The sequence below is a fragment of the Pandoraea pnomenusa genome (assembly GCF_000767615.3).
Taxonomy (GTDB): domain Bacteria; phylum Pseudomonadota; class Gammaproteobacteria; order Burkholderiales; family Burkholderiaceae; genus Pandoraea; species Pandoraea pnomenusa.
On the sequence record NZ_CP009553.3, the window covers coordinates 3,296,246 to 3,318,353 of the forward strand.

The following is a 22,108-nucleotide window of genomic DNA, read 5'->3' on the forward strand; positions in this document are numbered from 1 at the left end:
GCTTCGTTTCGATGCCGGCATCCCGCATCGGTATGCCGGATGGTGTCCGGACGCCAACGCCCTCGCGTCCGGTGCGCCGCGCTTTTTACTTGTAACCCGCGCGATCGAGGATACGCTGCGCTTCGGGCAAGTTCCTGGCGATGGTGCCGATGGATACGTCCTCCGCCTTGAACTCGCCCAGCGCCGCGAGCGCCGGGTTGTCGAGCTTGGTCGTCGGCACGGCGGGCCACTCGTTGTTGCCGTTGGCGAAATACTGCTGCGCCTCGTCGCTGGCGAGGTACTCCAGGAACTTGACCGCGTTCGCGTGATTTGGCGCGTGCTTGGCAACGCCGGCCCCCGCCACGTTCACATGCGTACCCTTGCCGGCCTGATCCGGCCAGATGAAGCCGACCTTCGACATCAGGGCCTTGTCCTCGGGCTTGTCCGAACGCGCCATGCGCACGTAGTAATACGAGTTCGCGAGCGCCACGCCGCACTCACCGGTGGCCACTGCCTTGATTTGATCGGTGTCGCCACCACGCGGCGCGCGCGCGAAGTTCGCCACCATGCCTTCCGCCCACTTCTGCGTGGCTTGCGCACCGTCGCGTGCAATCAGCGCGCCGACGAGCGACAGCATGTAAGGGTGCGAGCCCGAGCGCGTGCAGACCTGCCCCTTGTGCGACGGATCGGCCAGCGAGGCGTACGTCTGGACCGTCTTCGGGTCTACCTTGTCCTTGTTGTAGACGATCACGCGCGCCCGGGTCGAAAAACCATACCAGTCGGTGCCCGCCTTCGACGCCGCGGCATGCAGCTTGGCCGGAATGCGTGCATCGAGCGTTGCCGACTTCGTCGGCTGGAACAGACCCGCTTCGTCCGCCTTGGCCAGACGCGCCGCGTCGACCATCAGGATCACGTCGGCCGGGCTCTTGGCGCCTTCGCTCTTCAAACGCTCGAGCAGCGCAGCGTCGTCTGCCTCGATGCGGTTGATCTTGATGCCAGTCTGCTTGGTGAACGTGCCGTAGAGCTGCTCATCGGTCTGGTAGTGACGCGCCGAGTAGAGGTTCAACACCTTCGTTTCCGCTTGCACGGCGAACGCCGTACATGCTGCGGCGCCAAGCACCGTCAGTCGCGCCAGTTTGCCGATCGTCTTCGCCTTCATGGGCCATTCCCCCGCCGTCGTGGTTTCGTAGAGAGGAACAGCATAATGAAAAACGCCGATCAACGCAAATGATTCCCATTATTGTTAGACAGGATATTCTGGCTTGCCGCTGGAATCGGTGGAGCGTCGGGGCCAGGCGGGGAATCCGCCAGGAATGGGGGGCTCGCGACGACAGCGATCGAGCGATCGCCGCCAGGAAGATGTGGCAGATAAGATGAGTCGGCCCCGTAAAGGTTCCACAACACGTCGCCGCTCGTCGATGACACCCTCCAAAAGTGAACTGATTTATGCCCGGGCAGCTCCAATCGCCGTAAAATTGCGCGTCGACGCACCGCCTCCCCACCCTCCCGGGCGATTCGGGGGCGCCGCGCGCTTGTCCTGCCCTGCCGGAGTTTCTCCTTGTTGTCGTTGATCAGAATCCTGCGCCGCGCTGTCACACCGACAGCCGACGGCGCCCCCGCCGTGCCCTCGTTCCCGGAATCGGCATCGCCGCAAGCCCTGCGTCGTACGTCCATCTCCGCTTCCTCCCCGCGCACTGCCCTGAGCGCCCTGGCCATGCTCGCCGTGCTGGGGGGTTGTGCAAGCGCGCCGTCGGTCGACTCTCAGGGCAACGCGCCAGACACGCCGCAGGTGGCACAAGTGCCCGCGTCGCCGACGACCCCGGCGACGCCGCCCAAGGTCGTTCGTCCCCTCAAGATCGGACTGGCGCTTGGCGGCGGCGCCGCACGCGGTTTCGCGCATGTGGGTGTCATCAAGGCCCTCGAAGCGCGCGGCATCCATGCGGATATCGTCGTCGGCACCAGCGCCGGCAGCGTGGTCGGCGCCATGTATGCGTCGGGCCTGAACGGCTTCCAGCTCAACCGGCTCGCCTCGACCATGGACGAAGCCTCGATCAGCGACTGGACGATGCCGTTCCGCTCGCGCGGCATGCTGCGCGGCGAAGCACTACAGTCGTACGTCAACAAGATTCTCAAGGACCGTCCGATCGAACAGATGCCGCGCCAGTTGGGCATCGTGGCGACCGATCTGCAAAGCGGTGCGCCGATTCTGTTCCGGCGCGGCAATACCGGCCAGGCCGTTCGGGCGTCGAGCAGCGTGCCGGGGGTGTTCGAGCCGGTGCACATCGGCACGCGCGACTATGTCGACGGGGGGCTCGTTGCCCCCGTGCCAGCGGAATATGCGCGCCAGATGGGTGCCGACTTCGTGATTGCCGTCGACATCTCGGCGAATCCGACGGCGCAGGCGACACAGGGGCAGTTCGACATCCTGATGCAGACATTCACGATCATGGGTCAGTCGATCAAGCAGTACGAGCTGGAAAAGAATGCCGATGTCGTGATTCGTCCGTCGCTCGCAAAAATGGGCGCATCGGACTTCCAGGGCCGCAACCGCGCAATTCTGGCGGGCGAGGAAGCCGTCGCGAAGCAATGGCCGCAAATCCAGCGCAAGCTCGCCGAAGCGCAGTCGGATGCGACGCGCGGCATGCCGCAGGCCTCTCGCTGAGCGTTTCGACTCGGGGTTGCGATGCGCGGGCGGTCCCGCGCAAGATCCAGACGCAATCCGGGACGTCCCAATGAAGAATGCCGCCCAAGGGCGGCATTCTTCATGTCTGCGGCAAACGCCGGAAAACTTACATCGGGTGATCGTTCTTGAACAGCTGCTCGACGCGCGTCAGTTCGGCGCTGGCCTTGAGCGTTTCGACGCGACGGGCACCGTTGTAGCGAGCCGACCAATACGACTCGCGCAGATCTTCCACACGAATCTTGCCGCCGGTCGCCGGGGCATGCACGAACTTGTCGCCGCCAATGTAAATACCGACGTGCGAAAAACTGCGACGCATCGTATTGAAGAACACCAGATCGCCCGGCTTCAGGTCGGTCTTGGCGATACGCTCGCCGACCTGGCTCATCTCTTCCGAGCGGCGCGGTAGCATGAAGTTGAGCGTGTCCTGGAACACGTAGCGCACGAAGCCGCTGCAATCCAGACCGCTGTCAGGCGTATTGCCGCCGTACTTGTAACGAACGCCGATGTAGTTCAACGCGCCGAGCACCACGTCCGACGCCTTGTCGGTCACGTTCGAGAGCAGCTTCTGCGCCCGTTGCACACGCGTCTCTTCGACGGCTGCCTGCGGGACATCGGAGGCTGTCGTGGCGACGTTGGACGAAGCGTTCTGGGAATTCGCGGCGCCCGCGCTGTTGCCGGACTTCGCGGCCTTGGCTGCCTGAATGGCTTCGGCGGCGGCGCGTGCGGCGGGTGAGGGACCGTTGTTGTAGTCGTCTGCCTTCGCCGTCAACGAGGCGGTGACGAGGCCGGCAGCAGTGAACGCGAGAAGGAGAGTCTTGCGGGTGCGCTTGGGGATCGTCTGCATTGGTCGCCGGGTTGGTTGAGTCGGATGGCCGATGAGTAGCTCGTCAGATACAACAGGATGCTGTGGTGCTGAAACCCTTCGAGTTACGCCCGGCAGTCTCACCGCCGAACCTGTCGCCTGAAATGACCTGGTTAACTCGTTGAATATTCAACTTAATTGGTACGCGATAGTAATGTGAACGTCACATGATGTCAAAAGGTAATAGAAAAAAACAATCAGCACAATCGGAAAATTTTCATTACCAATCAAGCGCTTGTGATTTAGCCGACATTCCGCGACGTTACGCGGTCTTTCACGCCGACGTCACGGACCTACAGCATGGCTGCCGCCACCAGTTCCCGCGTGTAGTCGTGACGCGGATCGAAAAATACCGATTCCGTATCGCCCTGCTCCACCAGACGGCCGTCGCGGAACACCAGAACGCGATGCGCCATCGCGCGCATGACCGCCAGATCGTGACTGATGAAGAGGTAGCTCAGGTTGTACTTGATCTGCAATTGCGCGAGCAAATGAAGCACCTGCTGCTGAATCGACACGTCAAGCGCGCTGGTCGGCTCGTCGAGCACAAGAATCTGCGGATCGACCACGAGCGCCCGGGCAATCGCGATCCGTTGTCGCTGGCCGCCGGAAAACTCGTGCGGATAGCGTGACATCGCCCGTGCATCGATGCCCACCTCGCGCAGCACGTCGGCGACGCGCGCGCGCCGCTCGTCTTCCGTCAAATGCGGACGATGCAGCGCCAGCCCTTCGCCGACGATTTCCTCGATCGTCATGCGCGGCGAGAGCGAGCCGAACGGGTCCTGAAACACGATCTGCATCTGGGAGCGCAACTTGCGCTGTGCGGCCCCGCGATACGACGACAACGGTTCGCCGTGAAACACGATCTGCCCTTCGCTCGCGCGCTGCAGGCCGAGCAGCGCCATGGCAAGCGTCGACTTGCCGGAGCCGGACTCGCCAACCACGCCCAGCGTCTCGCCCTGGCGCAGCGCGAGATCGACCGGGTGCACCGCGCGAAAGCGTCCGCGCCGGAACCAGCCGCGCAAGCCGGGCTGCGACGTGGCGTAATCCACCGCGACCCCCTTCGCCTCGAGCAATACGGGCGCAATCGGCAGCACTGGATGAATCTCCCGCTGCGGACGGCTGTCGATCAGCTTGCGCGTGTATGGATGCTGCGGATTGGTGAAAAGCGTCTCGGTGTCGGCACACTCCACAAGCACGCCCTTCTCCATCACGGCCACGCGCTGGGCGAAGCGCCGCACGAGATTGAGGTCGTGCGTGATCAGCAGCACGGCCATGCCGCGCTTTTCGGCCGCGTCGCGCTGTAGCTCCAGCAACAATTCGATGATCTGTGCGCGAATGGTCACGTCGAGCGCGGTCGTCGGCTCGTCGGCCAGCAGGAGCTTCGGACGGCAGGCGAGCGCCATGGCAATCATGGCGCGCTGGCGCTGCCCGCCCGAGAGTTCGTGCGGGAAATGCGACACGCGACGCTCCGGCTCAGGAATGCCCGTGCGACGCAGCAGGTCGACGGCACGTGCTTTCGCGTCCTTCGGCGAGAGCCCTTCGTGCAATTCGAGCGCTTCCGCGATCTGTTCCCCGATCGGATAGAGCGGATTGAGGGCGGTCATCGGCTCCTGGAAGATCATGGCGATGTCATTGCCACGCATGCCGCGCATCGCGCGCTCGCTCACCGACGCGAGGTCCACGCCGTCGAGCAGTATGCGTCCCTGAACCTGCGCGTCCTGGAGCAGCCGCAGGATCGCCAGCGCGGTCACGCTCTTGCCCGACCCCGACTCGCCGACCAATGCCACGCGCTCTCCGCGCGCGATCGCCAGGCTCACGTCCTTTACCGCCTCGGTGTCGCCAAAGCGCACCGACAGATTCTCGATACTGAGCAGCGGTGCGTTCACATTGCCCTCCCGGCCGCGGCCTGCTTGTCCGCCATGCGCGTGTCGAGCGCATTGCGCAGGGCGTCGCCCATGAACGTGAGCAACAACAACGTGAGCACCAGCACGACGAACGTCGCGAGCGAAATCCACCACGCGTCGAGATTCGCCTTGCCCTGATTGAGCAATTCGCCCAGGCTCGGGGTCGGTGGCGGCACGCCGAGTCCGAGAAAATCGAGACTGGTGAGCGAGAGGATCGCCCCGCTCATGCGGAACGGCAGGAATGTAATGACGGGCGTCATGCTGTTGGGCAGCACGTGGCGCCGGATGATCTGCCAGTTCGAGAGCCCCATGGCGCGCGCAGCACGAACGTAATCGAGCTGCCGATTGCGCAGAAACTCGGCACGCACGTAATCCGACAGTCCGATCCAGCCGAACAACGACAGCAGCACGAAGAGCAGCCACAGATGCGGCTCGAAGATCGACGCAAAAATGATGAGCAGATAGAGCTCCGGCAGCGAACCCCATATCTCGATCAGCCGCTGCAACGTCAGGTCGATGCGCCCCCCGTAAAAGCCCTGCACGGCGCCGGCCAGCATGCCGAGCAGCGTGCCGGAGATCGTCAGCGCCAGGGCGAAGATCACCGACAGGCGAAAGCCGTACAGCAGGCGGGCGAAGACGTCGCGACCGCGGTCGTCCGTGCCGAGCCAGTTCTCGGCCGACGGTGGCGCCGGGTTCGGTACCTTCGCGAAGTAGTTGATGGTGTCGTAGCTGTAGCGCACGGGCGGATAGATCGCGAAGTTGTCGCCCGCGCGAATGCGCGACTCGATGAACGGATCGAGATAGTCGGTCGGCGTCGGGAAGTCGCCGCCGAAGGTCGACTCGGGATAGGTCTTCACCAGTGGGAAATACCAGTTTCCTTCGTACCGCACGACCCATGGCTTGTCGTTGGCGATGACCTCGGCAAAGAGACTGAGGCCGAACAGAATGACGAAGGCGACCAGGCTCCAGTAGCCCAGCCGCTGCTGGCGAAAGCGTCGCCACACGCGCCATCGCGGCGAGCGCGAAGGCGATGCGCTCGACGCGGCAAGGGACGACGGACGAGGCGTTGGCGTGGTGGATCGGGTCACGTCAGTGCTCCAGTCGATCGAATTGAATGCGCGGGTCGACCATCACGTAGCAGAGGTCGGAAATGAGCTTGGTCACCAGACCGATGAGCGTGAAGAGATACAGCGAGCCGAGTACGACGGGATAATCGCGACGCTGCACCGACTCATATGACAGACGGCCCAGACCATCGAGCGAGAACAGGGTTTCGATGAGCAGGCTGCCCGCGAAGAACGCCCCGATGAACGCGGCCGGGAACCCGGTGATGAGCGGGATCAGGGCATTGCGGAACACGTGCTTGAACAGCACCTTACGCTCGGAGAGCCCCTTCGCGCGCGCGGTAAGCACATATTGACGGCGAATCTCGTCGAGAAACGCGTTCTTCGTGAGCATGGTGATCACCGCGAAACTGCCCACGACGGACGCCGTCACCGGCAGCGTGATATGCCAGAGGTAATCGGTGATCTTCGCGGGCCACGACAGTTCGCTCCAGTTGTCGGAGACCAGTTCGCGCAGCGGGAACAACTGCCAGAACGTACCGCCGCCGAAGAGCACCAGCAGCAACACGCCGAGCACGAAGCCAGGAATGGCGTAGCCCACCAGCACGACCATGCTGGTGAGCGTATCGAAGCGGGACCCGTTGCGCACCGCCTTGGCGATGCCTAACGGCACCGATATCAGATACGTCAGGAAAAACGTCCAAAGACCGAGCGAAATCGACACCGGCAGCTTCGAGACGATGAGCGACCATACGCTCTGGTGGTGAAAGTAGCTTTGTCCGAGATCGAATCTGGCGAAGCGCTTGAGCATCAGCCAGTAACGTTGCGCCGGCGTCTTGTCGAAGCCGTACAGGGCCTTGATCTGCGCGAGCTGCTGCGGGTCGATGCCGCGACGTCCTCGATACTCGCTGCCGCCCCCGCCGCTCGCTTCCCCACCGCCGCCGGCGCGCCCCTTGAGCTCAAGCATGACCTGCTCGACCGGCCCGCCCGGCACGAATTGAATGACCACGAAGGTCAGCGTGATCACGCCGAGCAGCGTCGGAATCATGATCAGCAGTCGTTTGAGGATGTAAGACCACATGGCTGGGGGACGGCTCCTATCAGTGTCTGAAGCGCGGCGAAAGCTATCGGGCGACGCCGGACGCGACGGCAGGCGGCGCCACCGGCTGCGGTCGATCCGTCGAAGGCGGCGTGCCGGACGCCGAAGCGCGGCCCCGCTCCAGACGCGAGTCCCACCACATCGACACCAGCCAGCCTTCGGCGGTGAAGTACAGCGGCAACTTGTCCGGGAAGTGCAGATACTGCTTGTAGGCCATGCGATGGGTGGACGAGAACCAGTGCGGCACGATGTAGTACCCATGCATGAGCACACGGTCGAGCGCGCGTGCGGCCGCGACGAGATCGTCGTAGGTGCGCGCACGCACGAGTTCGCCAAGCAACGTATCGACGGCCGGGTCCTTGAGCCCGATGACGTTGTCGGACCCCTCCACGTCGGCCGAACGGCTGCCGAAACGGTCGAGCAGCTCGGTGCCCGGAATCTGCGAGTCCGGATAACGCAGCGAAATCATGTCGAAGTCGAACGCCTCGAGGCGCTTCTGGTACAGCGCGAAATCGCTCGTGCGAAAGTTCAGCGTGATGCCGAGCTTCGCGAGATTGCGCGCGTAGGCCGAGGCGACCGGCCCCATCGCCCCGCCGTCGTCGAGGAATTCGAACACGAACGGCTCGCCTTTCGCATTGCGCAGCGCGCCGTCGCGATAGGTCCAGCCCGCCTGCGCCAACAACTCACGCGCCTGACGCAGGTTTTCGCGCAGGCTCGCGGGTGGAGCAGTCGTCGGCTGCACGACCATCGGCCCGAACACGGCCGGGTCGAGCGACTTGCGCAGCGGATCGAGCAGCTTGCGTTCGGCCTCGCCCGGCATGCCGCGTGCCGCGAGGTCACTGTTGGTGAAATAGCTGTAGATGCGCTGGTACTGGTTGTAGAACAGCTGACGATTCAGCCACTGGAAGTCCAGTGCGAGGTCCAGCGCGCGGCGCACACGCACGTCGCGGAACTTGTCGCGGCGCGTGTTCAGAATGAAGCCCTGCATGCCGGCCGCATTGTGATGGGCGAATTCGCGCTTGACCAGTTCGCCGTCGCGAAAGCGCTTGCCCACGTAACTGCGTACCCAACTGCGCGCGCGATATTCGGTGGTGGCGTCGAATTCGCCCGCCTTGAAGCCTTCGAGCCGCACGATATCGTCGGCGTACATCTTGTAGACGATGCGCTCGAAGTTGTAGGTCCCGCGCCGCACCGGCAGGTCGTTGCCCCAGTAGTTCGGGTCGCGGTGGAAGGCAATGCGACGGCCGCCTTCGTACGACTCGATCAGATACGGACCACTCGCGATCGGCGTCTCGAACGTGATGGCGTCGAATGCCTTGCGCTTGCCGTCGGCCCCCACGCCCCACTTCGGCGAGAACACCGGCACCGACGCCGCGAGCAGCGGCAGGTCGGGACTGACACGCCGGAAGTCGAAGCGCACCCGACGATTGTCGATCACCGTCACGCCCTTCACGTCGGCGAGCATCACTTTGTAACCCGGCGCTGCCTGCGGGCTCATGAGGGTGTCGAACGAGTATTTGACGTCCTGGGCGGTCACCGGGTCGCCGTTGTTGAAGTGCGCGGCCCGATTGATGTGAAACGTGACCGACGCCCCGTCGGGCGCCACCGCGATATCGTCGGCCAGCAGGCCGTATACGGTCGCCGGTTCATCCGCGCTGCCAATGCCGAGCGTCTCGAACATCAGGCCCGACACGCCGGGCGGCGACGTGCCGCGCAGCGTGAACGGATTGAATTTATCGAAGCTCGTGCGCCGGTCCGGATTGGCCAGTGTGAGCGTGCCGCCACGCGGCGCATCCGGATTGACGTAATCGAAGTGCGTGAACCCTTTCGGATATTTCGGCTCGCCGTACTGCGCGATGGCGTACTTGGCGTGTGCGTCCGGCGCAAACCACAGGATCGCCGACACAACGATGCCGACGACGGTCACGGCGAAGCGGGTCGAGAAGCGCGCGCCGGACACGATGGACGCAGCGCACGCGAAGGTCTGGACGACCGGCGCGACGACGGCGCGCATCGACGCCGTTCGTCCGGCAATACGTGAGGCGGCAAACGAGGCCTGCGTCGAGTGTGGATGCCGTGTTGTGCGCGCGTTCATGCGTCTCCTGTATTTGTCGGCGAGCCCCCGCCTGCCGGGGCACGGACGCATCCAGCCCCTCCCCCTGCCGCCGGTCGGAATCTCTCGCGGCCCGTGCTCGCGCAGCTTTGCCGCACGAGACTTGGCGTCACGACCAGACCGCGCGACAATTGTACCCAAAAGCCCGGCGATCACCGCACTGAAAGACACATGCGCGCCGGCCCGGTTCCCCCATCCGCGCCCTGGAGGCCGACGTTGCCCGCAACACGATCCCCCGTGCAAAACCCCAACCGCACCCTGCCCCGCTGGCTCGCGAAATTCTTCTTTCAGTGTGTCGAAGCGGCGCAGCGCCGGATTGCCCGGGGTTCGCTGGTCGGCGACAAACCCATCTTCGACAATGCGCAGTTCCCGTGGGTCGAAGCGATCGAAGCGCAGGCACCGGCCATCGCGCGCGAACTCGAAGCGGTGCTTGCCACGCCGGGCCGTCTGCCCGCGTTCCACGAAATCTCGCCCGACGTTGCCACCATCACGCAGGACCATCAGTGGCAGACCTTCGTGTTTCTCGGCTATGGCATGCGCGCCGAGCGCAATCTTGCACGCTGCCCCGCCACCGCTGCCGCGCTCGACGGCATTCCGGGCCTGCGCACCGCCTTCTTCTCGATCCTCTCGCCAGGCAAGCAGATTCCGCTGCATCGCGGCCCCTACAACGGCGTATTGCGGCTGCATCTTGCGCTGAAGGTGCCGCGCGAGCGGGAGAAGTGCTGGATCGAGGTCGACGGCCAGCGCTATGTGTGGCAGGTCAATCGCGCCGTCATCTTCGACGATGCATACCCGCATCAGGTGCACAACGACACCGACGAGACGCGCGTGGTGCTGTTCGTCGATTTCGAGCGCCCGTGCAAGCCACCCGTTTCCTGGCTCAACCGGCTGCTCCTCGCCTTCGCCCCGCTCACGCCCGAGCTTCAGCAAGCCAAGGCGAATCACGAGAAGTGGGAGCGGGACTATTACTCGGCGCCCAAGCCGGCCGCGGGTGATCCCGCCGGACCTGTCGGCGCGTCTGCCGCACCGTCCGGTGCGAGCGACGCACATCGCGCCGAAACGCTGTCGGACGAGCGGGCTCATCACTGAGCGTCGGCCCATGAAAAACCCCCAAGGGTTGGCGGTGCATCCAACGCTTGGGGGGAATTTCAAAACTCGCTGGCGCCTTTCTTGTCTTTTTTGTTTACCGCGCGGCACGCCTATCACGGCTGGCGTGCCGGATGCGCAAGCGGATCGTGCGCGGGCGGCGGCACGAAATTCGCCGCCAGCACGGCCACCAGCGCCGCGGCCGTCATTGCGCCGATGCCCAGCGCGGCGTCGCCGAAGTGCAGGTACGCCAGCTTCATCGATTCGATCACCGCAACGGCCACGACAATGGTAATCATGCTGAGCATGCCGGCGACCGTGGCACGGTTGGGGCTATCCACCGCGAACAACGACTGGCGATACACCACGCCGTAGCACATGCCCATGCCGAATGCGTGCAACGTCGTGCCCACGAGCAGCGCCGGATATCCCGGCGCGAGAATCGCGGTCCCGATGAGCGAGACGGCCGCGCCGATGAGCATCGCCGCCACACCGGTGGCCAGCACGCGAGCGTTCGACCAGCGACCCACCTGACGCGACAGGAGCAGATTGCCGAGAATCAGCGCCGCGAACACCGGCAACTGCAGCAGTGCATATTGCATCTGCGACATTCCCGCACGCTCGATCAGGAATACCGGGCCGAGCGCAATCCATGTGAGCAGCGGCGTCACCGCCAACCCGGTGAGCACCGCACCGCGCCAAAAGCGCGTGCTCGAGAGCGGCAGCCTGTAACCCTGCCACAACGAGCGGGCGTTGAGCGCGCTGCGATCGTGTCGCGAGAGTTCCGGCATGGTGCGGTACAAGCCGACGAAAGAGACCACGGCGACCAGCGCGATCAGCCAGAAGATGCTGCGCCACGACAGGTACGACACCACGGCGGCGCCCGCGAGCGGGCCGAACATCGGCGAGAGCAGCGAGACATTCGCCATGAGCGCCATGACCCGCACGGCAGTCTTCTCTTCGAATGCTTCATGGACAGTCGGATAACCCACCGTCAGCACGAAACAGCAGCCCATGCCCTGAAGGAAGCGCAGCAGAATGAATTGCGACATGGTCTGCACATAATGCATCGTCACACAGGCCGCGATGAACATGACCAGTCCCGAGAGCAGCACCCGACGCCGCCCGAAGCGATCGGCCAGCGGGCCGAGCAGCCACTGCAGGCTCGCATTGCCGAGCATGGCGGCCGTCAGGGCCAGCGTAATCATGTCCGCCGTCGCACCGAACTCGCGCGTGACGAGCGGCATGCCCGGCATGATCATGTCGTTCGAGACGTAGACGGCAAACTCGAAGAGCACCAGCGACAGGGGAAACCAGAATCGTGAGACAGGCTTGGCGAAGTGAGACACCTCGTTAAGGCTCCTTTGTGCGGCCACGGCTCGTGACAATGGCGCACGTAAAAAGACAACACCCCCGGCGCCTGCGAGGCACCGGGGGTGTCTGTTGCATCGACTATGCCGTATTCGTACGGCTTTCGATGGTTCAGACGTCCAACAGTTCAACCTCGAAGACCAGCGTTGCGTTGGGCGGAATCACACCGCCGGCGCCGCGGGCGCCGTAACCGAGTTGCGGCGGAATGACCAGCTTGCGCTTGCCGCCGACCTTCATGCCCTGAACGCCTTCGTCCCAGCCGCGAATGACCATGCCGCCGCCGAGCACGAAGTCGAACGGTTGGTTACGGTCCTTGCTGGAGTCGAATTTCGTGCCGTCGGTGAGCCATCCCGTGTAGTGCACGGAGACGGTCTTGCCTGCGACGGCTTCGGCGCCTTCGCCCACTTGCAGGTCGTCGTATTCCAGGCCGGAAGAGGTGGTGATGGTCGACATGTTGATCCTCGCTCGAAAGGCGGATGATGGAATGATACCGACGCGCGAGATATCGCCAACGCGCGAACTCGGGAAAGAAAAAAACCCCCGGCTCTCCGCGAAGAGCCGGGGGTGTTCCGCCAAGGCGACTTGGCGGAGACGGAGGGATTCGAACCCTCGATCCAGGTTTTGGCCCAGATGCTCCCTTAGCAGGGGAGTGCCTTCGACCTCTCGGCCACGTCTCCCAAACTTGTCGTCACATCAGGGAGGTGATGTAACGAAGGCGTGATATTACCTACTGTTCGCGGTGTCGTCAAACAATATGCGCATGGAAATCCAACTTTTTTTGCGTACGTGTCATGCACTCGACACGTTAGGGGATTTTTCTGCGCATCACCTGACACCACGGCGCGCATTTCGCGCTTCGGGCCGCACACCTCGCACAGATATGCGGCACCGGTCTTCACGACGCCGGATCGCTTATGCCTGATCGAGCTCGAACGCCTTATGCAGCGCGCGCACTGCGAGCTCCATGTACTTCTCGTCGATCAGCACCGAGATCTTGATTTCCGACGTCGAAATCAGCTGGATGTTGATGCCCTCTTCCGACAGCGTGCGGAACGCCTTGCTGGCGATTCCGACGTGCGAGCGCATGCCCACGCCGACGATCGAGACCTTCGAGACCTTCGGGTCACCCACGACTTCCGCCGCACCGATGTGACCCTGCACGTCGTTCTGCAGCAATGCCATGGCGCGCTGATATTCGCCGCGCGGCACCGTGAACGTGAAGTCGGTCTTCCCCTCGACGCTCAGGTTCTGGATGATCATGTCGACATCGATGTTCGCGTCGGCGATCGGGCCGAGGATCTGATAGGCAATGCCCGGGCGATCCGGCACGCCGCGCACGGTGATCTTGGCCTCGTCGCGCTGGAATGCGATACCCGAGATGATGGCCTTTTCCATTTGTTCGTCTTCCTCAAAAGTAATCAGCGTGCCCGAGCGCGCTTCTTCGTCGAGCGCGATCATCGGATCGGTCAGGCTCGAGAGCACACGAGTCTTGACCTGGTACTTGCCGGCAAACTCCACCGAGCGGATCTGCAGCACCTTCGAGCCGAGGCTGGCCATTTCCAGCATCTCTTCGAAAGTGACCTTGTCCAGACGGCGCGCTTCGTCCACCACGCGCGGATCGGTCGTGTACACGCCGTCGACGTCGGTGTAGATCAGGCATTCGTCGGCCTTGAGCGCGGCCGCCACGGCCACGGCCGAGGTGTCGGAGCCGCCGCGACCGAGCGTGGTCACGTTGCCGTTCGGATCGATCCCCTGGAAGCCGGTAATGACCACCACGCGTCCGGCGTCGAGATCGGCCATCACGCGCTTGTCGTCGATTTCCGAAATGCGGGCCTTCGTGAAAGCACTGTCGGTCTTGATCGGTACTTGCCAGCCGGCGTAGCTCACGGCATCGACGCCCGCTTCCTTGAGGGCAATCGCCAGCAGGCCAACGCTCACCTGCTCGCCGGTGGCGGCAATGGCGTCGAGTTCGCGCGGGTCGGGTTGGGCCGAAATTTCCTTGGCCAGACCCAGCAGACGATTGGTCTCGCCGGACATCGCCGACGGCACCACCACCATCTTGTGACCGGCCTTGTGCCACTTGGCCACGCGCTTGGCGACATTCTTGATGCGCTCCACCGAGCCCATCGACGTGCCGCCGTATTTGTGTACGATCAGAGCCATAACATTGCTAACACATTGATTTAAAACCGTTTATGAATCCTGCGCGGATACCCTCGCCGGAGTATCGGTGACGTTTCGATTCGCGAACTTTTGATTATCGCACGAATGTATCGCGCCTGAGGCAGTTCGGCGCAGATTGCACTGCGCACACCGTCGTCGGCCGCACGCGGCGGCAGATTGTGCTGCATTTCGCAGACGTTTCGGAACGAGATGCTTCCGTGGCTGCGGCGCTCACGCCTCGTCGCGCCACGTCATTTGCCAGCGAGCACCGCCCTGCTCGCCCTGCGATCCGCCATCGATACCGAGGCGAGGCACGAAAAGGATCGCGTCGCCCTGCCAGACGATCGGCACGTTGCGCAACCACGCAGCGATGCCGCGACTCTGATACCAGTGCTTCAGCGAACGCGAGTGCCCCCGCGCATGCTCGCGCCACCGCTCGCCGCCCGCTCTCGCCCGCGCAACCAACGGCCGGGCACGCAGCACATGTTCGTCGACCGTCCCACCGGCGGCGGCCCCCGGGGTCGCCGGCGAGTTCGGTGAAAGCGGTGAAAGCGGCGTGAAGACGATGCTTCCTTTCCACGCGGGCAGGCGCCACTCTCGCTCCCCTGACCAGCGCAACATCACGTCCGGCGCCACGTCGTCGCGACCGGCGGCGTCGTAGACGGCCGTCCACTGCAACGCATCGCGATACAGACGCAACACGGCGTCGCCGTGCGGCAATTCAAGCGACGCGTCGACATGCGCATCGCGAATCTGGCGAACCCACTCGTCGAGTCGCGCCTCCGGGGGCGTCGCCAGGCCGCGGCGCGCCGCCCAGAACCGCAACAGGTTGGCAAGTCTTGCGGCATCGAGCGACTGCAACCGGCTGCGCTGCAATCGTTCCCGCCCGTCTCCATGCGCATCGCACGGCACGCAGGCCATGTCGAAGTCGAGTTGCGCCAGTTGGTCGAGCAGTGTCTGGGCTTGCGCCGCGTGGCGCGCGAATCGCGCGAGCGTCTCGCGATACGCGGGCACATGCCGTGAGATGGCGGGCATGACATCGTGGCGCAACGCGTTGCGCAAATACTGGCGATCCTCGTTCGACGGATCCTCGACCCATGACAATGAGCGCGCCTTCGCGTACGCATGCATCGTCTCGCGCGAGACATCGAGCAAAGGGCGCAGCAAACGCGTGCGGGTCGCCTCGCGTGCGGCGCCCGGCAACGACCCTTCCACGGCCATCGCCGCCACCCCCGGCAAACCGGCGCCGCGCAGCATCTGCAACAGGACGGTTTCCGCCTGATCATTCGCGTGGTGCGCCGTGAGCAGTGCGTCGATGTCGTGCTCGCGGCAACTCGCCGCAAGCGCCTCGTAACGCAAGGCGCGTGCCGCACCTTCGGTGCCCTGACGGGCGTCTCGCGGCACGTCGACCTGATGCGATGCGAAAGCGAAGCCGCGCATACGCGCCTCGCGCTCGCATATCGCAAGCCAATCGTCAGCGTGAGGAGACAATCCGTGATGAATGTGGACGGCCAGCGGCTGGGCTACCGCGTCGCCGGCCTGACGTCTCGCGTGGACCCAACGGGCGAGCGCGTCGAGCAACACCATCGAGTCCAGCCCGCCGCTCAGGGCCAGCGCGAGACGCGGCGTGCCGGGCGTGCCGGGCGTGGCGAGCGCCATGCGCAACGCGACGTCCACATGTGCAACTGCCGCGTCGCATCGGGGGGATGCGAACGCGGCAGTGGATGAATCGTGATGTGGCATCGGATTCGGCGTCATCGCCACCAAGGGCGACGACGCATCGGCCATCGAATTACTTCGCGCCGGCTTCCTTGAATTTGCCATAAGTCATCAGGCGCTCGAAGCGGCGCTCGAGCAACTCCTTGTGGCTCATGCCCTGGAACTGACGCAGCGAATCGGCCAGTGCGCGCTTGAGCATGCCGGCCATGCCGAGCGGATCGCGATGCGCGCCGCCCAGCGGCTCATTGATGATCTTGTCGATCAGGCCAAGCGCCTTCAGGCGGTGCGCCGTCAGGCCCAGGGCTTCCGCGGCCTCGGGCGCCTTGGCGGCACTCTTCCACAGGATGGATGCGCAACCTTCGGGCGAGATGACCGAGTAGGTCGAGAACTGCAACATCATGACCGTATCGGCGACGGCCACGGCCAACGCACCGCCCGAACCGCCCTCGCCGATGATCGTGGTGATGATCGGCGTCTTGAGTTCGGTCATCACGTACAGGTTGCGACCGATGGCCTCCGACTGACCACGCTCTTCGGCGTCGATGCCCGGATAGGCCCCCGGCGTATCGACGAACGTGAAGATCGGCAGGCCGAACTTCTCGGCGAGCTTCATCAGGCGCATGGCCTTGCGATAGCCCTCCGGTCGCGGCATGCCGAAATTGCGCATGGCGCGCTCCTTCGTGTCGCGCCCCTTCTGGTGACCGATCACCATGCAGGCCTGACCGTTGAAACGCGCCATGCCGCCCACGATCGCGTGATCGTCCGAGAAGGCCCGGTCGCCATGCAGTTCGTGGAAGTCGGTAAAGATGTCGCGAATGTAGTCAAGCGTGTACGGACGCTGCGGGTGACGCGAAATTTGCGAAACCTGCCACGGCGACAGGTTCGTATAGATGTCTTTGGTGAGCTGCTGGCTCTTCTTGGAGAGGCGCTCGATCTCTTCGGAAATATCGACGGCGGAGTCGTCTTGCACGAAGCGCAGCTCTTCAATCTTCGCTTCGAGCTCGGCGATCGGCTGTTCAAAATCCAAAAAGGTGTTCTTCATCAGGTTTCCCCGGAAATGCGGCAGCGTATTGTACCGCCGGCAACGTCTACCCGGTCGACATAGACAACTTTCATCGACTCGCAACTCACAATAGACGTCAATAATGGCTGGATGAAACGGAATGGACGCGGATTATACGTCCTGGGCGAAACAATCAGTATTCGACCGGCACCGGTTCGAGACTTCGCCACATGTACCACGTGGCGACTGAGCGCCACGGCTCCCAGTTGGCGGCCACTTCACGCGCTTCGCTGCGCGTGACGGGTTCGCCGCTGAAATAGTTGACGCTGATGGCATTGATCAGCCCCACGTCGTCGAGCGGAAGCACATCGGGGCGCATGAGGTTGAACATCAGAAACATCTCCGCCGTCCAGCGGCCGATGCCGCGAATGCCGGTCAATTCGGCGATAACGGCCTCGTCGTCCATGCTCGCCCAGGCGTCGACGTGCAGCGCGCCCGATTTGAAATGCGTGGCCAGGTCGAGGATGTATTCGGCCTTGCGGCGCGACAGCCCGCACCCGGCAAGCGCGTCATGACCGGCCTTCATGAACTGCGCCGGGGTGAGCTTCGGACAGACCGCCACCACGCGATCCCACACGGACTGTGCGGCCTTCACGGAAATCTGCTGACCGACGATGGAGCGCGCCAGCGTGACGAACGGCTCGCCGCGCCCGGTCAGATGCGCAGGGCCAAACTGCGGAATCAATTTCTTGAGAATGCGGTCGCGCCGCATCAGATCGGCGCACGCCTGATCCCAGAAGTCGGGGCGCGTTGCGCCCGGCGCGACTGGCAGCGGCACCACGCCCGTCACCGCCTCCTCGACGACATCGTGCTCGATGCGTTCGATCTCCGGCGTGACGATGCGCGTTTCACCGTCGCGCTTCGCGATGACTCGGCGCGCGGTAGCCGCGCCGGCCGTCGCACCCGAGGCCCCGGATGACGCAGGCGCCGTGCGGGACGACTTCGACGCCACTTTCGATGCGACCTTCCGAGGTGTATTCGCACCCGTCTTCGTCGGCGCCTTGGCGGACTCCCTGGCCGACACCTTCGCAGGTGTCTTGGCCGGCACCTTCGCTGCCGGCCTCGGCGCTGCCTTCCGGGCGTCCTTGCGCGCGACCTTCGGGGAGACTTGCGGCGCCGCCGAGCGCGCACTGCCGGCCTTGGTCGCCGTGGCGGTCTTTCCCCCGGCCTTGGCCACGGTCGTCTTGCCGTCGGACTTGGTCACGCCCTTGGCGGGTGCAGGTCGCACCGACGCCGCCCTGGCGGGCTTCGTTGCGCCCCTGGCGGGAGATTGGGTCGCGGTCTTCGCGGCCACGGATTTACGAGTCACCATGAGTTTTGTCTCGATGCGCCGCGCTCAGGCACGACGCCATTCGGTGGCGCCTCCGGGACGATCTTCTAGCACGATACCTTCGGACAGCAGCTCAGCACGAATACGATCGGCCTCGGCGAAATTGCGATCGCGCTTGGCCTGCACACGTGCCTCGATGCGCGCCTCGACGGAAGCTCGCAGCGCATCGCCGTCACCGGCCGATTCCGCCCCCGTCGCCCCTTGCAGGAATGACTGCGGATCGCGCCCCAGCAGCCCCAGCGTGGCCGCCAGCCCCTGGAGCTGGCGCACCAGCACGGGATCGCGCTGTCGGTTGATTTCGCCGGCGAGTTCGAAGAGGACGGCGATGGCCACCGGCGTGTTGAAGTCGTCGTTCATGGCCGCGGCGAAACGCTGTGCGAATGCCTCGTTCCAATCCAGCGGCGCGCCGTCGCCCACGGCGTCCTTGAGTGCCGTGTACAACCGCGTGAGACCGCTACGCGCGTCATCGAGATGCGCGTCGCTGTAATTGAGCGGGCTGCGATACTGGGCGCGAAGAATGAAGAAGCGCACGACTTCCGCGTCGAACTTCTCGAGCACCTCGCGGATCGTGAAGAAATTGCCCAGCGACTTGGACATCTTCTCGTTGTCCACGCGCACGAAGCCGTTGTGCAGCCAGTAATTCACGAACGTCTCGCCCGTCGCCCCCTCGCTCTGCGCGATTTCATTCTCGTGGTGCGGGAACTGCAGGTCGGCTCCGCCGCCATGAATGTCGAAGTGATTGCCCAGCAGCTGGCAGCTCATCGCCGAGCATTCGATATGCCAGCCGGGACGGCCCTCGCCCCACGGCGACGCCCACTTGGACTCCTCGGGCTCGGTATCCTTCGCGCGCTTCCACAGCACGAAATCGAGCGGATCCTGCTTCGACGCATTGGCCGCCACGCGCTCGCCCGCACGCAGGTCCTCGATCGACTTGCCGGACAGCTGTCCGTAGCCGGCGAACTTGCGAACCGCATAGTTCACGTCGCCGTCGTCGGCCTGATAGGCGTACCCGTTGCGCTGCAGCGCGCCGATCATGTCCACCATCCGGGGAATGAAGTCGGTCGCACGCGGCTCGTGATCGGGACGCTGCACACCGAGCGCGTCCGCGTCTTCATGCATGGCGGCAATGAACCGCGTGGTGAGTTCGCGCAGCGTCTCGCCGTTCTCGACGGCGCGCTTGATGATCTTGTCGTCGATGTCGGTGATGTTGCGCACATAGGTCACCCGATACCCGAGCGTGCGCAGCCAGCGCTGCACCATGTCGAACACCACCATCACGCGCGCATGACCGACGTGACAGTAGTCGTACACCGTCATGCCGCAGACATACATGCGGACTTCGCCGGGAACAAGAGGTACGAACGGCTGTTTGTCTCGCGCGAGCGAGTTGTAGACGCGGAGTGAATCCATAGATAAGCGCTTGACCATCGTCGCAGCGGGCGCCAGCAGCGCCGGACGCTGCGACGATGTCGGGCGCATCGCCACATGCCGTGACGGGAGCGACATCGCGAGGCGGGCTGCGCGCCGTGCGGTAGAAAAAACGAACCTGCGAACCGAATCCGCCACCACTTCACGAAAGACCGGGAGAAATGGCGCGGGACGAGCGCAGGTGTTTTGTTAGAATGCGGCCGAGTATAGCATCTCTTGCGCACCTCTCAGGTATCCCAAGCACCCACTATGACGCAACGAAGCCGGTCACTTTTGCCCCCTGCAACGCGCCTTCTCTCCCGCCTTCGCCCGGCCGCGGCCATCGCGCGAAGCCCCCGTGCCCTCACGCTCGCGGGCGCCACCCTGGGTCTGGCGGGCGTGCTGTTCGCGCTGCCCGCCGGTGCGCAGGCCATCATCGATCCGCCGCCGCCCGCGCCGCTGCAAACCCCGCAGCAGGCGAGCGAGTCGGCCATCAACAAGCTGGTCGACGCCGGCAAGTTCAACGACGCCCTGACCAGAATCGACGAACATCTGAAGCAGTACCCGCGCGACGCGCAGGTGCGCTTCACGCGCGGTCGTGTGCTCATGGAAATGGGCCGTAACGCGGAAGCCATCGACGACTTCACCGCACTCACCCAGGATTTCCCGGAACTGCCCGAGCCATACAACAATCTCGCGGCGCTGTACGCGCAGGCAGGCGAGTACGACAAGGCGCGCGCCGCCCTGGAAAACGCGATCCGCAATAATCCAGGCTTCGCCGTGGCGTACGCCAACCTGGGTGACATCTACGCCAAGCTTGCGCAACAGGCTTATCAGAAATCGCTCAGGCTCGCGCCCACGGCGCGCGTGTCGAACCGCGAGAAGCTGCTCTCGGACATGCTTGCCCCACAACGCGCCAAGCCGGTCAGCCAGGCACCCGCGCCGGCGAAATCGGGCGAGGCCGGCGCACTCAAAAACATCGGCAAGTCGGGAAATTGAGAACCCGGCGCCCGCCTGCGAATCGAATCGAACTCGATCGCCCCTTCCTCGCAACGGAGACACTCATGTCCTTTCCGAATCGCCTGCGTCGCGCGCTGCTCGGCAGCGCCGGCACCTTCATCGTCGCCGCCGCCCTGTCGGGTGCGAGCGTGAGCGCGATGGCACAGAATGTGCAACCGCAGGTACTGTTCAAGACATCGGCCGGCAATTTCGTGGTCGAAGTCAATCCGAAGGCCGCTCCGAAGACTGTCGACAACTTCCTGCAATACGTCAACAGCGGCTTCTACAACGGCACGATCTTTCACCGCGTGATCAACAACTTCATGATCCAGGGCGGCGGCTTCACGCCCGACATGCAGCAAAAGCCCACGCGCGCGCCCGTGCCGATCGAATCGAAGAACGGCCTGAAGAATCTGACGGGCACCATCGCCATGGCGCGCACGTCCGATCCGAATTCCGCGACCGCGCAATTCTTCATCAATGTGAAGGATAATGCGTCATTGGATTACCCCAACCCCGACGGATATGGCTATACCGTATTCGGCAAAGTGGTGTCCGGCATGGATACCGTCGAGAAAATCAAGGGTGTTGCCACGACCCGCAGTGGCATGTACGCAGACGTGCCGGCCACGCCGGTCGTGATCGAATCGGCCAGCGTGGTCAAGCGCTGAAATCCTCCGGCCCACAGGGACCATTTCTTCAGAAGGAAAGCATCATGGTTGAACTGCAAACGAATCACGGCGTCATCCGCATCGAACTGGACGCCGCCAAGGCGCCGAAGACGGTCGAGAACTTCCTGAACTACGTCAAGAAGGGCTTCTACGACAACACGGTGTTCCACCGCGTAATCAACGGCTTCATGATCCAGGGCGGCGGCTTCGAACCGGGCATGAAGCAAAAGCAGACGGACGCCCCGATCGAGAACGAAGCCAACAACGGCCTGAAGAACGACAAGTACACGCTGGCCATGGCCCGCACGAACGATCCGCACTCGGCCACGGCGCAGTTCTTCATCAACGTGAATGACAACGACTTCCTGAACCACAGCTCGCCCACGCCACAAGGCTGGGGCTACGCCGTGTTCGGCAAGGTCGTCCAAGGCCAGGAGATCGTCGACCAGATCAAGGGCGTGCAGACCGGATCGAAGGGCTTTCACCAGGACGTGCCGGTCGAGGACGTCATCATCGAGAAAGCCGTGATCGTCGCGTAAGCCACCTGCCGACTGCGACAATCGATGCCCGTATCGACTGCGCGGTGCCCGCA

Annotated in this window: 18 protein-coding genes and 1 tRNA gene; 5 read left to right on the top strand and 14 right to left on the bottom strand. The window is 63.9% G+C overall.

Features of this window, described 5'->3' with window-relative positions; all coding sequences use genetic code 11:
* Window positions 1–85: 85 nt before the first annotated feature.
* Window positions 86–1,138 (bottom strand): Fe(3+) ABC transporter substrate-binding protein, encoded by a 1,053-nt coding sequence (locus LV28_RS38760; protein WP_052408640.1) that lies wholly within the window; start codon window positions 1,136–1,138, stop codon window positions 86–88.
* 399 nt (window positions 1,139–1,537) lie between these two features.
* Between LV28_RS38760 and LV28_RS38765 the strand changes: the two genes are divergently transcribed.
* Window positions 1,538–2,641, top strand: coding sequence for a patatin-like phospholipase family protein (locus tag LV28_RS38765; RefSeq protein WP_023596558.1), 1,104 nt, complete (start codon window positions 1,538–1,540; stop codon window positions 2,639–2,641).
* A 127-nt stretch (window positions 2,642–2,768) separates the two neighbouring features.
* On the opposite strand, the gene LV28_RS38770 is transcribed toward LV28_RS38765, so the two are convergent.
* The 5 genes from LV28_RS38770 to LV28_RS38790 all read right to left on the bottom strand — a co-directional run bounded on the left by LV28_RS38770 (window position 2,769) and on the right by LV28_RS38790 (window position 9,689).
* Window positions 2,769–3,506, bottom strand: a complete 738-nt coding sequence (locus LV28_RS38770) for a C40 family peptidase (protein ID WP_080685069.1) — start codon at window positions 3,504–3,506, stop codon at window positions 2,769–2,771.
* Between the two features lie 311 nt (window positions 3,507–3,817).
* On the bottom strand, window positions 3,818–5,413 hold the full coding sequence (locus LV28_RS38775; RefSeq protein ID WP_038620757.1) for an ABC transporter ATP-binding protein: 1,596 nt from the start codon (window positions 5,411–5,413) through the stop codon (window positions 3,818–3,820).
* Entirely contained in the window at window positions 5,410–6,519 is a 1,110-nt protein-coding gene (locus LV28_RS38780; RefSeq protein ID WP_023596561.1) for an ABC transporter permease, read from the bottom strand. The genes LV28_RS38775 and LV28_RS38780 overlap by 4 nt, the downstream gene beginning before the upstream one ends.
* A 1-nt stretch (window position 6,520) precedes the next feature.
* Window positions 6,521–7,576: a microcin C ABC transporter permease YejB gene (locus LV28_RS38785; protein ID WP_023596562.1), complete on the bottom strand. Its 1,056-nt coding sequence runs from the start codon at window positions 7,574–7,576 to the stop codon at window positions 6,521–6,523.
* A gap of 43 nt (window positions 7,577–7,619) precedes the next feature.
* Window positions 7,620–9,689 carry an extracellular solute-binding protein gene (locus LV28_RS38790; RefSeq protein ID WP_052408639.1) on the bottom strand — a complete coding sequence of 690 codons (2,070 nt, stop codon included), beginning with the start codon at window positions 9,687–9,689 and terminating at the stop codon, window positions 7,620–7,622.
* Between the two features lie 255 nt (window positions 9,690–9,944).
* Here LV28_RS38790 and LV28_RS38795 point away from each other — a divergent pair, with 255 nt between their 5' ends.
* A complete protein-coding gene (locus tag LV28_RS38795) occupies window positions 9,945–10,796 on the top strand; it encodes an aspartyl/asparaginyl beta-hydroxylase domain-containing protein (RefSeq protein ID WP_048806601.1) in 852 nt (283 codons plus the stop codon).
* Between the two features lie 113 nt (window positions 10,797–10,909).
* Here the strand turns inward: LV28_RS38795 and LV28_RS38800 are convergent, their stop codons facing one another.
* The 8 genes from LV28_RS38800 to cysS all read right to left on the bottom strand — a co-directional run bounded on the left by LV28_RS38800 (window position 10,910) and on the right by cysS (window position 19,849).
* Window positions 10,910–12,142 carry an MFS transporter gene (locus tag LV28_RS38800; protein ID WP_023596565.1) on the bottom strand — a complete coding sequence of 411 codons (1,233 nt, stop codon included), beginning with the start codon at window positions 12,140–12,142 and terminating at the stop codon, window positions 10,910–10,912.
* Window positions 12,143–12,275: 133 nt separating this feature from the next.
* A complete protein-coding gene (locus LV28_RS38805; protein ID WP_023596566.1) occupies window positions 12,276–12,617 on the bottom strand; it encodes an FKBP-type peptidyl-prolyl cis-trans isomerase in 342 nt (113 codons plus the stop codon).
* 130 nt (window positions 12,618–12,747) lie between these two features.
* Window positions 12,748–12,841: transfer RNA gene (locus LV28_RS38810), tRNA-Ser, on the bottom strand.
* 235 nt (window positions 12,842–13,076) lie between these two features.
* The gene (locus LV28_RS38815) at window positions 13,077–14,327 is read right to left on the bottom strand and encodes an aspartate kinase (protein ID WP_023596567.1); all 1,251 of its coding nucleotides are present in this window, start codon (window positions 14,325–14,327) and stop codon (window positions 13,077–13,079) included.
* A 231-nt stretch (window positions 14,328–14,558) separates the two neighbouring features.
* The gene (gene tilS, locus LV28_RS38820; RefSeq protein ID WP_038622391.1) at window positions 14,559–16,004 is read right to left on the bottom strand and encodes a tRNA lysidine(34) synthetase TilS; all 1,446 of its coding nucleotides are present in this window, start codon (window positions 16,002–16,004) and stop codon (window positions 14,559–14,561) included.
* A 115-nt stretch (window positions 16,005–16,119) separates the two neighbouring features.
* Window positions 16,120–17,088 carry an acetyl-CoA carboxylase carboxyltransferase subunit alpha gene (locus LV28_RS38825; protein WP_023596569.1) on the bottom strand — a complete coding sequence of 323 codons (969 nt, stop codon included), beginning with the start codon at window positions 17,086–17,088 and terminating at the stop codon, window positions 16,120–16,122.
* 154 nt (window positions 17,089–17,242) lie between these two features.
* Window positions 17,243–18,421 carry an endonuclease III domain-containing protein gene (locus tag LV28_RS38830; protein WP_038620753.1) on the bottom strand — a complete coding sequence of 393 codons (1,179 nt, stop codon included), beginning with the start codon at window positions 18,419–18,421 and terminating at the stop codon, window positions 17,243–17,245.
* Between the two features lie 24 nt (window positions 18,422–18,445).
* Complete coding sequence (cysS, locus tag LV28_RS38835) at window positions 18,446–19,849, bottom strand: cysteine--tRNA ligase (protein ID WP_038622388.1); 1,404 nt, start codon at window positions 19,847–19,849, stop codon at window positions 18,446–18,448.
* Between the two features lie 267 nt (window positions 19,850–20,116).
* Here cysS and LV28_RS38840 point away from each other — a divergent pair, with 267 nt between their 5' ends.
* The 3 genes from LV28_RS38840 to LV28_RS38850 all read left to right on the top strand — a co-directional run bounded on the left by LV28_RS38840 (window position 20,117) and on the right by LV28_RS38850 (window position 22,055).
* Window positions 20,117–20,845, top strand: coding sequence for a tetratricopeptide repeat protein (locus LV28_RS38840; protein ID WP_063599202.1), 729 nt, complete (start codon window positions 20,117–20,119; stop codon window positions 20,843–20,845).
* A gap of 83 nt (window positions 20,846–20,928) precedes the next feature.
* The gene (locus LV28_RS38845; protein ID WP_024788397.1) at window positions 20,929–21,516 is read left to right on the top strand and encodes a peptidylprolyl isomerase; all 588 of its coding nucleotides are present in this window, start codon (window positions 20,929–20,931) and stop codon (window positions 21,514–21,516) included.
* A 44-nt stretch (window positions 21,517–21,560) separates the two neighbouring features.
* The gene (locus tag LV28_RS38850) at window positions 21,561–22,055 is read left to right on the top strand and encodes a peptidylprolyl isomerase (RefSeq protein WP_023596574.1); all 495 of its coding nucleotides are present in this window, start codon (window positions 21,561–21,563) and stop codon (window positions 22,053–22,055) included.
* The last annotated feature ends 53 nt before the right edge of the window (window positions 22,056–22,108 follow it).

What these genes read in the sequence shown, in the direction of transcription:
- LV28_RS38815 (WP_023596567.1), bottom strand. Translation starts at nt 14,327, where the DNA reads ATGGCTCTGATCGTACACAAATACGGCGGCACGTCGATGGGCTCGGTG.
- LV28_RS38825 (WP_023596569.1), bottom strand. Translation starts at nt 17,088, where the DNA reads ATGAAGAACACCTTTTTGGATTTTGAACAGCCGATCGCCGAGCTCGAA.
- LV28_RS38850 (WP_023596574.1), top strand. Translation starts at nt 21,561, where the DNA reads ATGGTTGAACTGCAAACGAATCACGGCGTCATCCGCATCGAACTGGAC.
- LV28_RS38805 (WP_023596566.1), bottom strand. Translation starts at nt 12,617, where the DNA reads ATGTCGACCATCACCACCTCTTCCGGCCTGGAATACGACGACCTGCAA.
- LV28_RS38840 (WP_063599202.1), top strand. Translation starts at nt 20,117, where the DNA reads ATGACGCAACGAAGCCGGTCACTTTTGCCCCCTGCAACGCGCCTTCTC.
- LV28_RS38770 (WP_080685069.1), bottom strand. Translation starts at nt 3,506, where the DNA reads ATGCAGACGATCCCCAAGCGCACCCGCAAGACTCTCCTTCTCGCGTTC.
- cysS (WP_038622388.1), bottom strand. Translation starts at nt 19,849, where the DNA reads ATGGATTCACTCCGCGTCTACAACTCGCTCGCGCGAGACAAACAGCCG.
- LV28_RS38790 (WP_052408639.1), bottom strand. Translation starts at nt 9,689, where the DNA reads ATGAACGCGCGCACAACACGGCATCCACACTCGACGCAGGCCTCGTTT.
- LV28_RS38760 (WP_052408640.1), bottom strand. Translation starts at nt 1,138, where the DNA reads ATGAAGGCGAAGACGATCGGCAAACTGGCGCGACTGACGGTGCTTGGC.
- LV28_RS38830 (WP_038620753.1), bottom strand. Translation starts at nt 18,421, where the DNA reads ATGGTGACTCGTAAATCCGTGGCCGCGAAGACCGCGACCCAATCTCCC.
- LV28_RS38785 (WP_023596562.1), bottom strand. Translation starts at nt 7,576, where the DNA reads ATGTGGTCTTACATCCTCAAACGACTGCTGATCATGATTCCGACGCTG.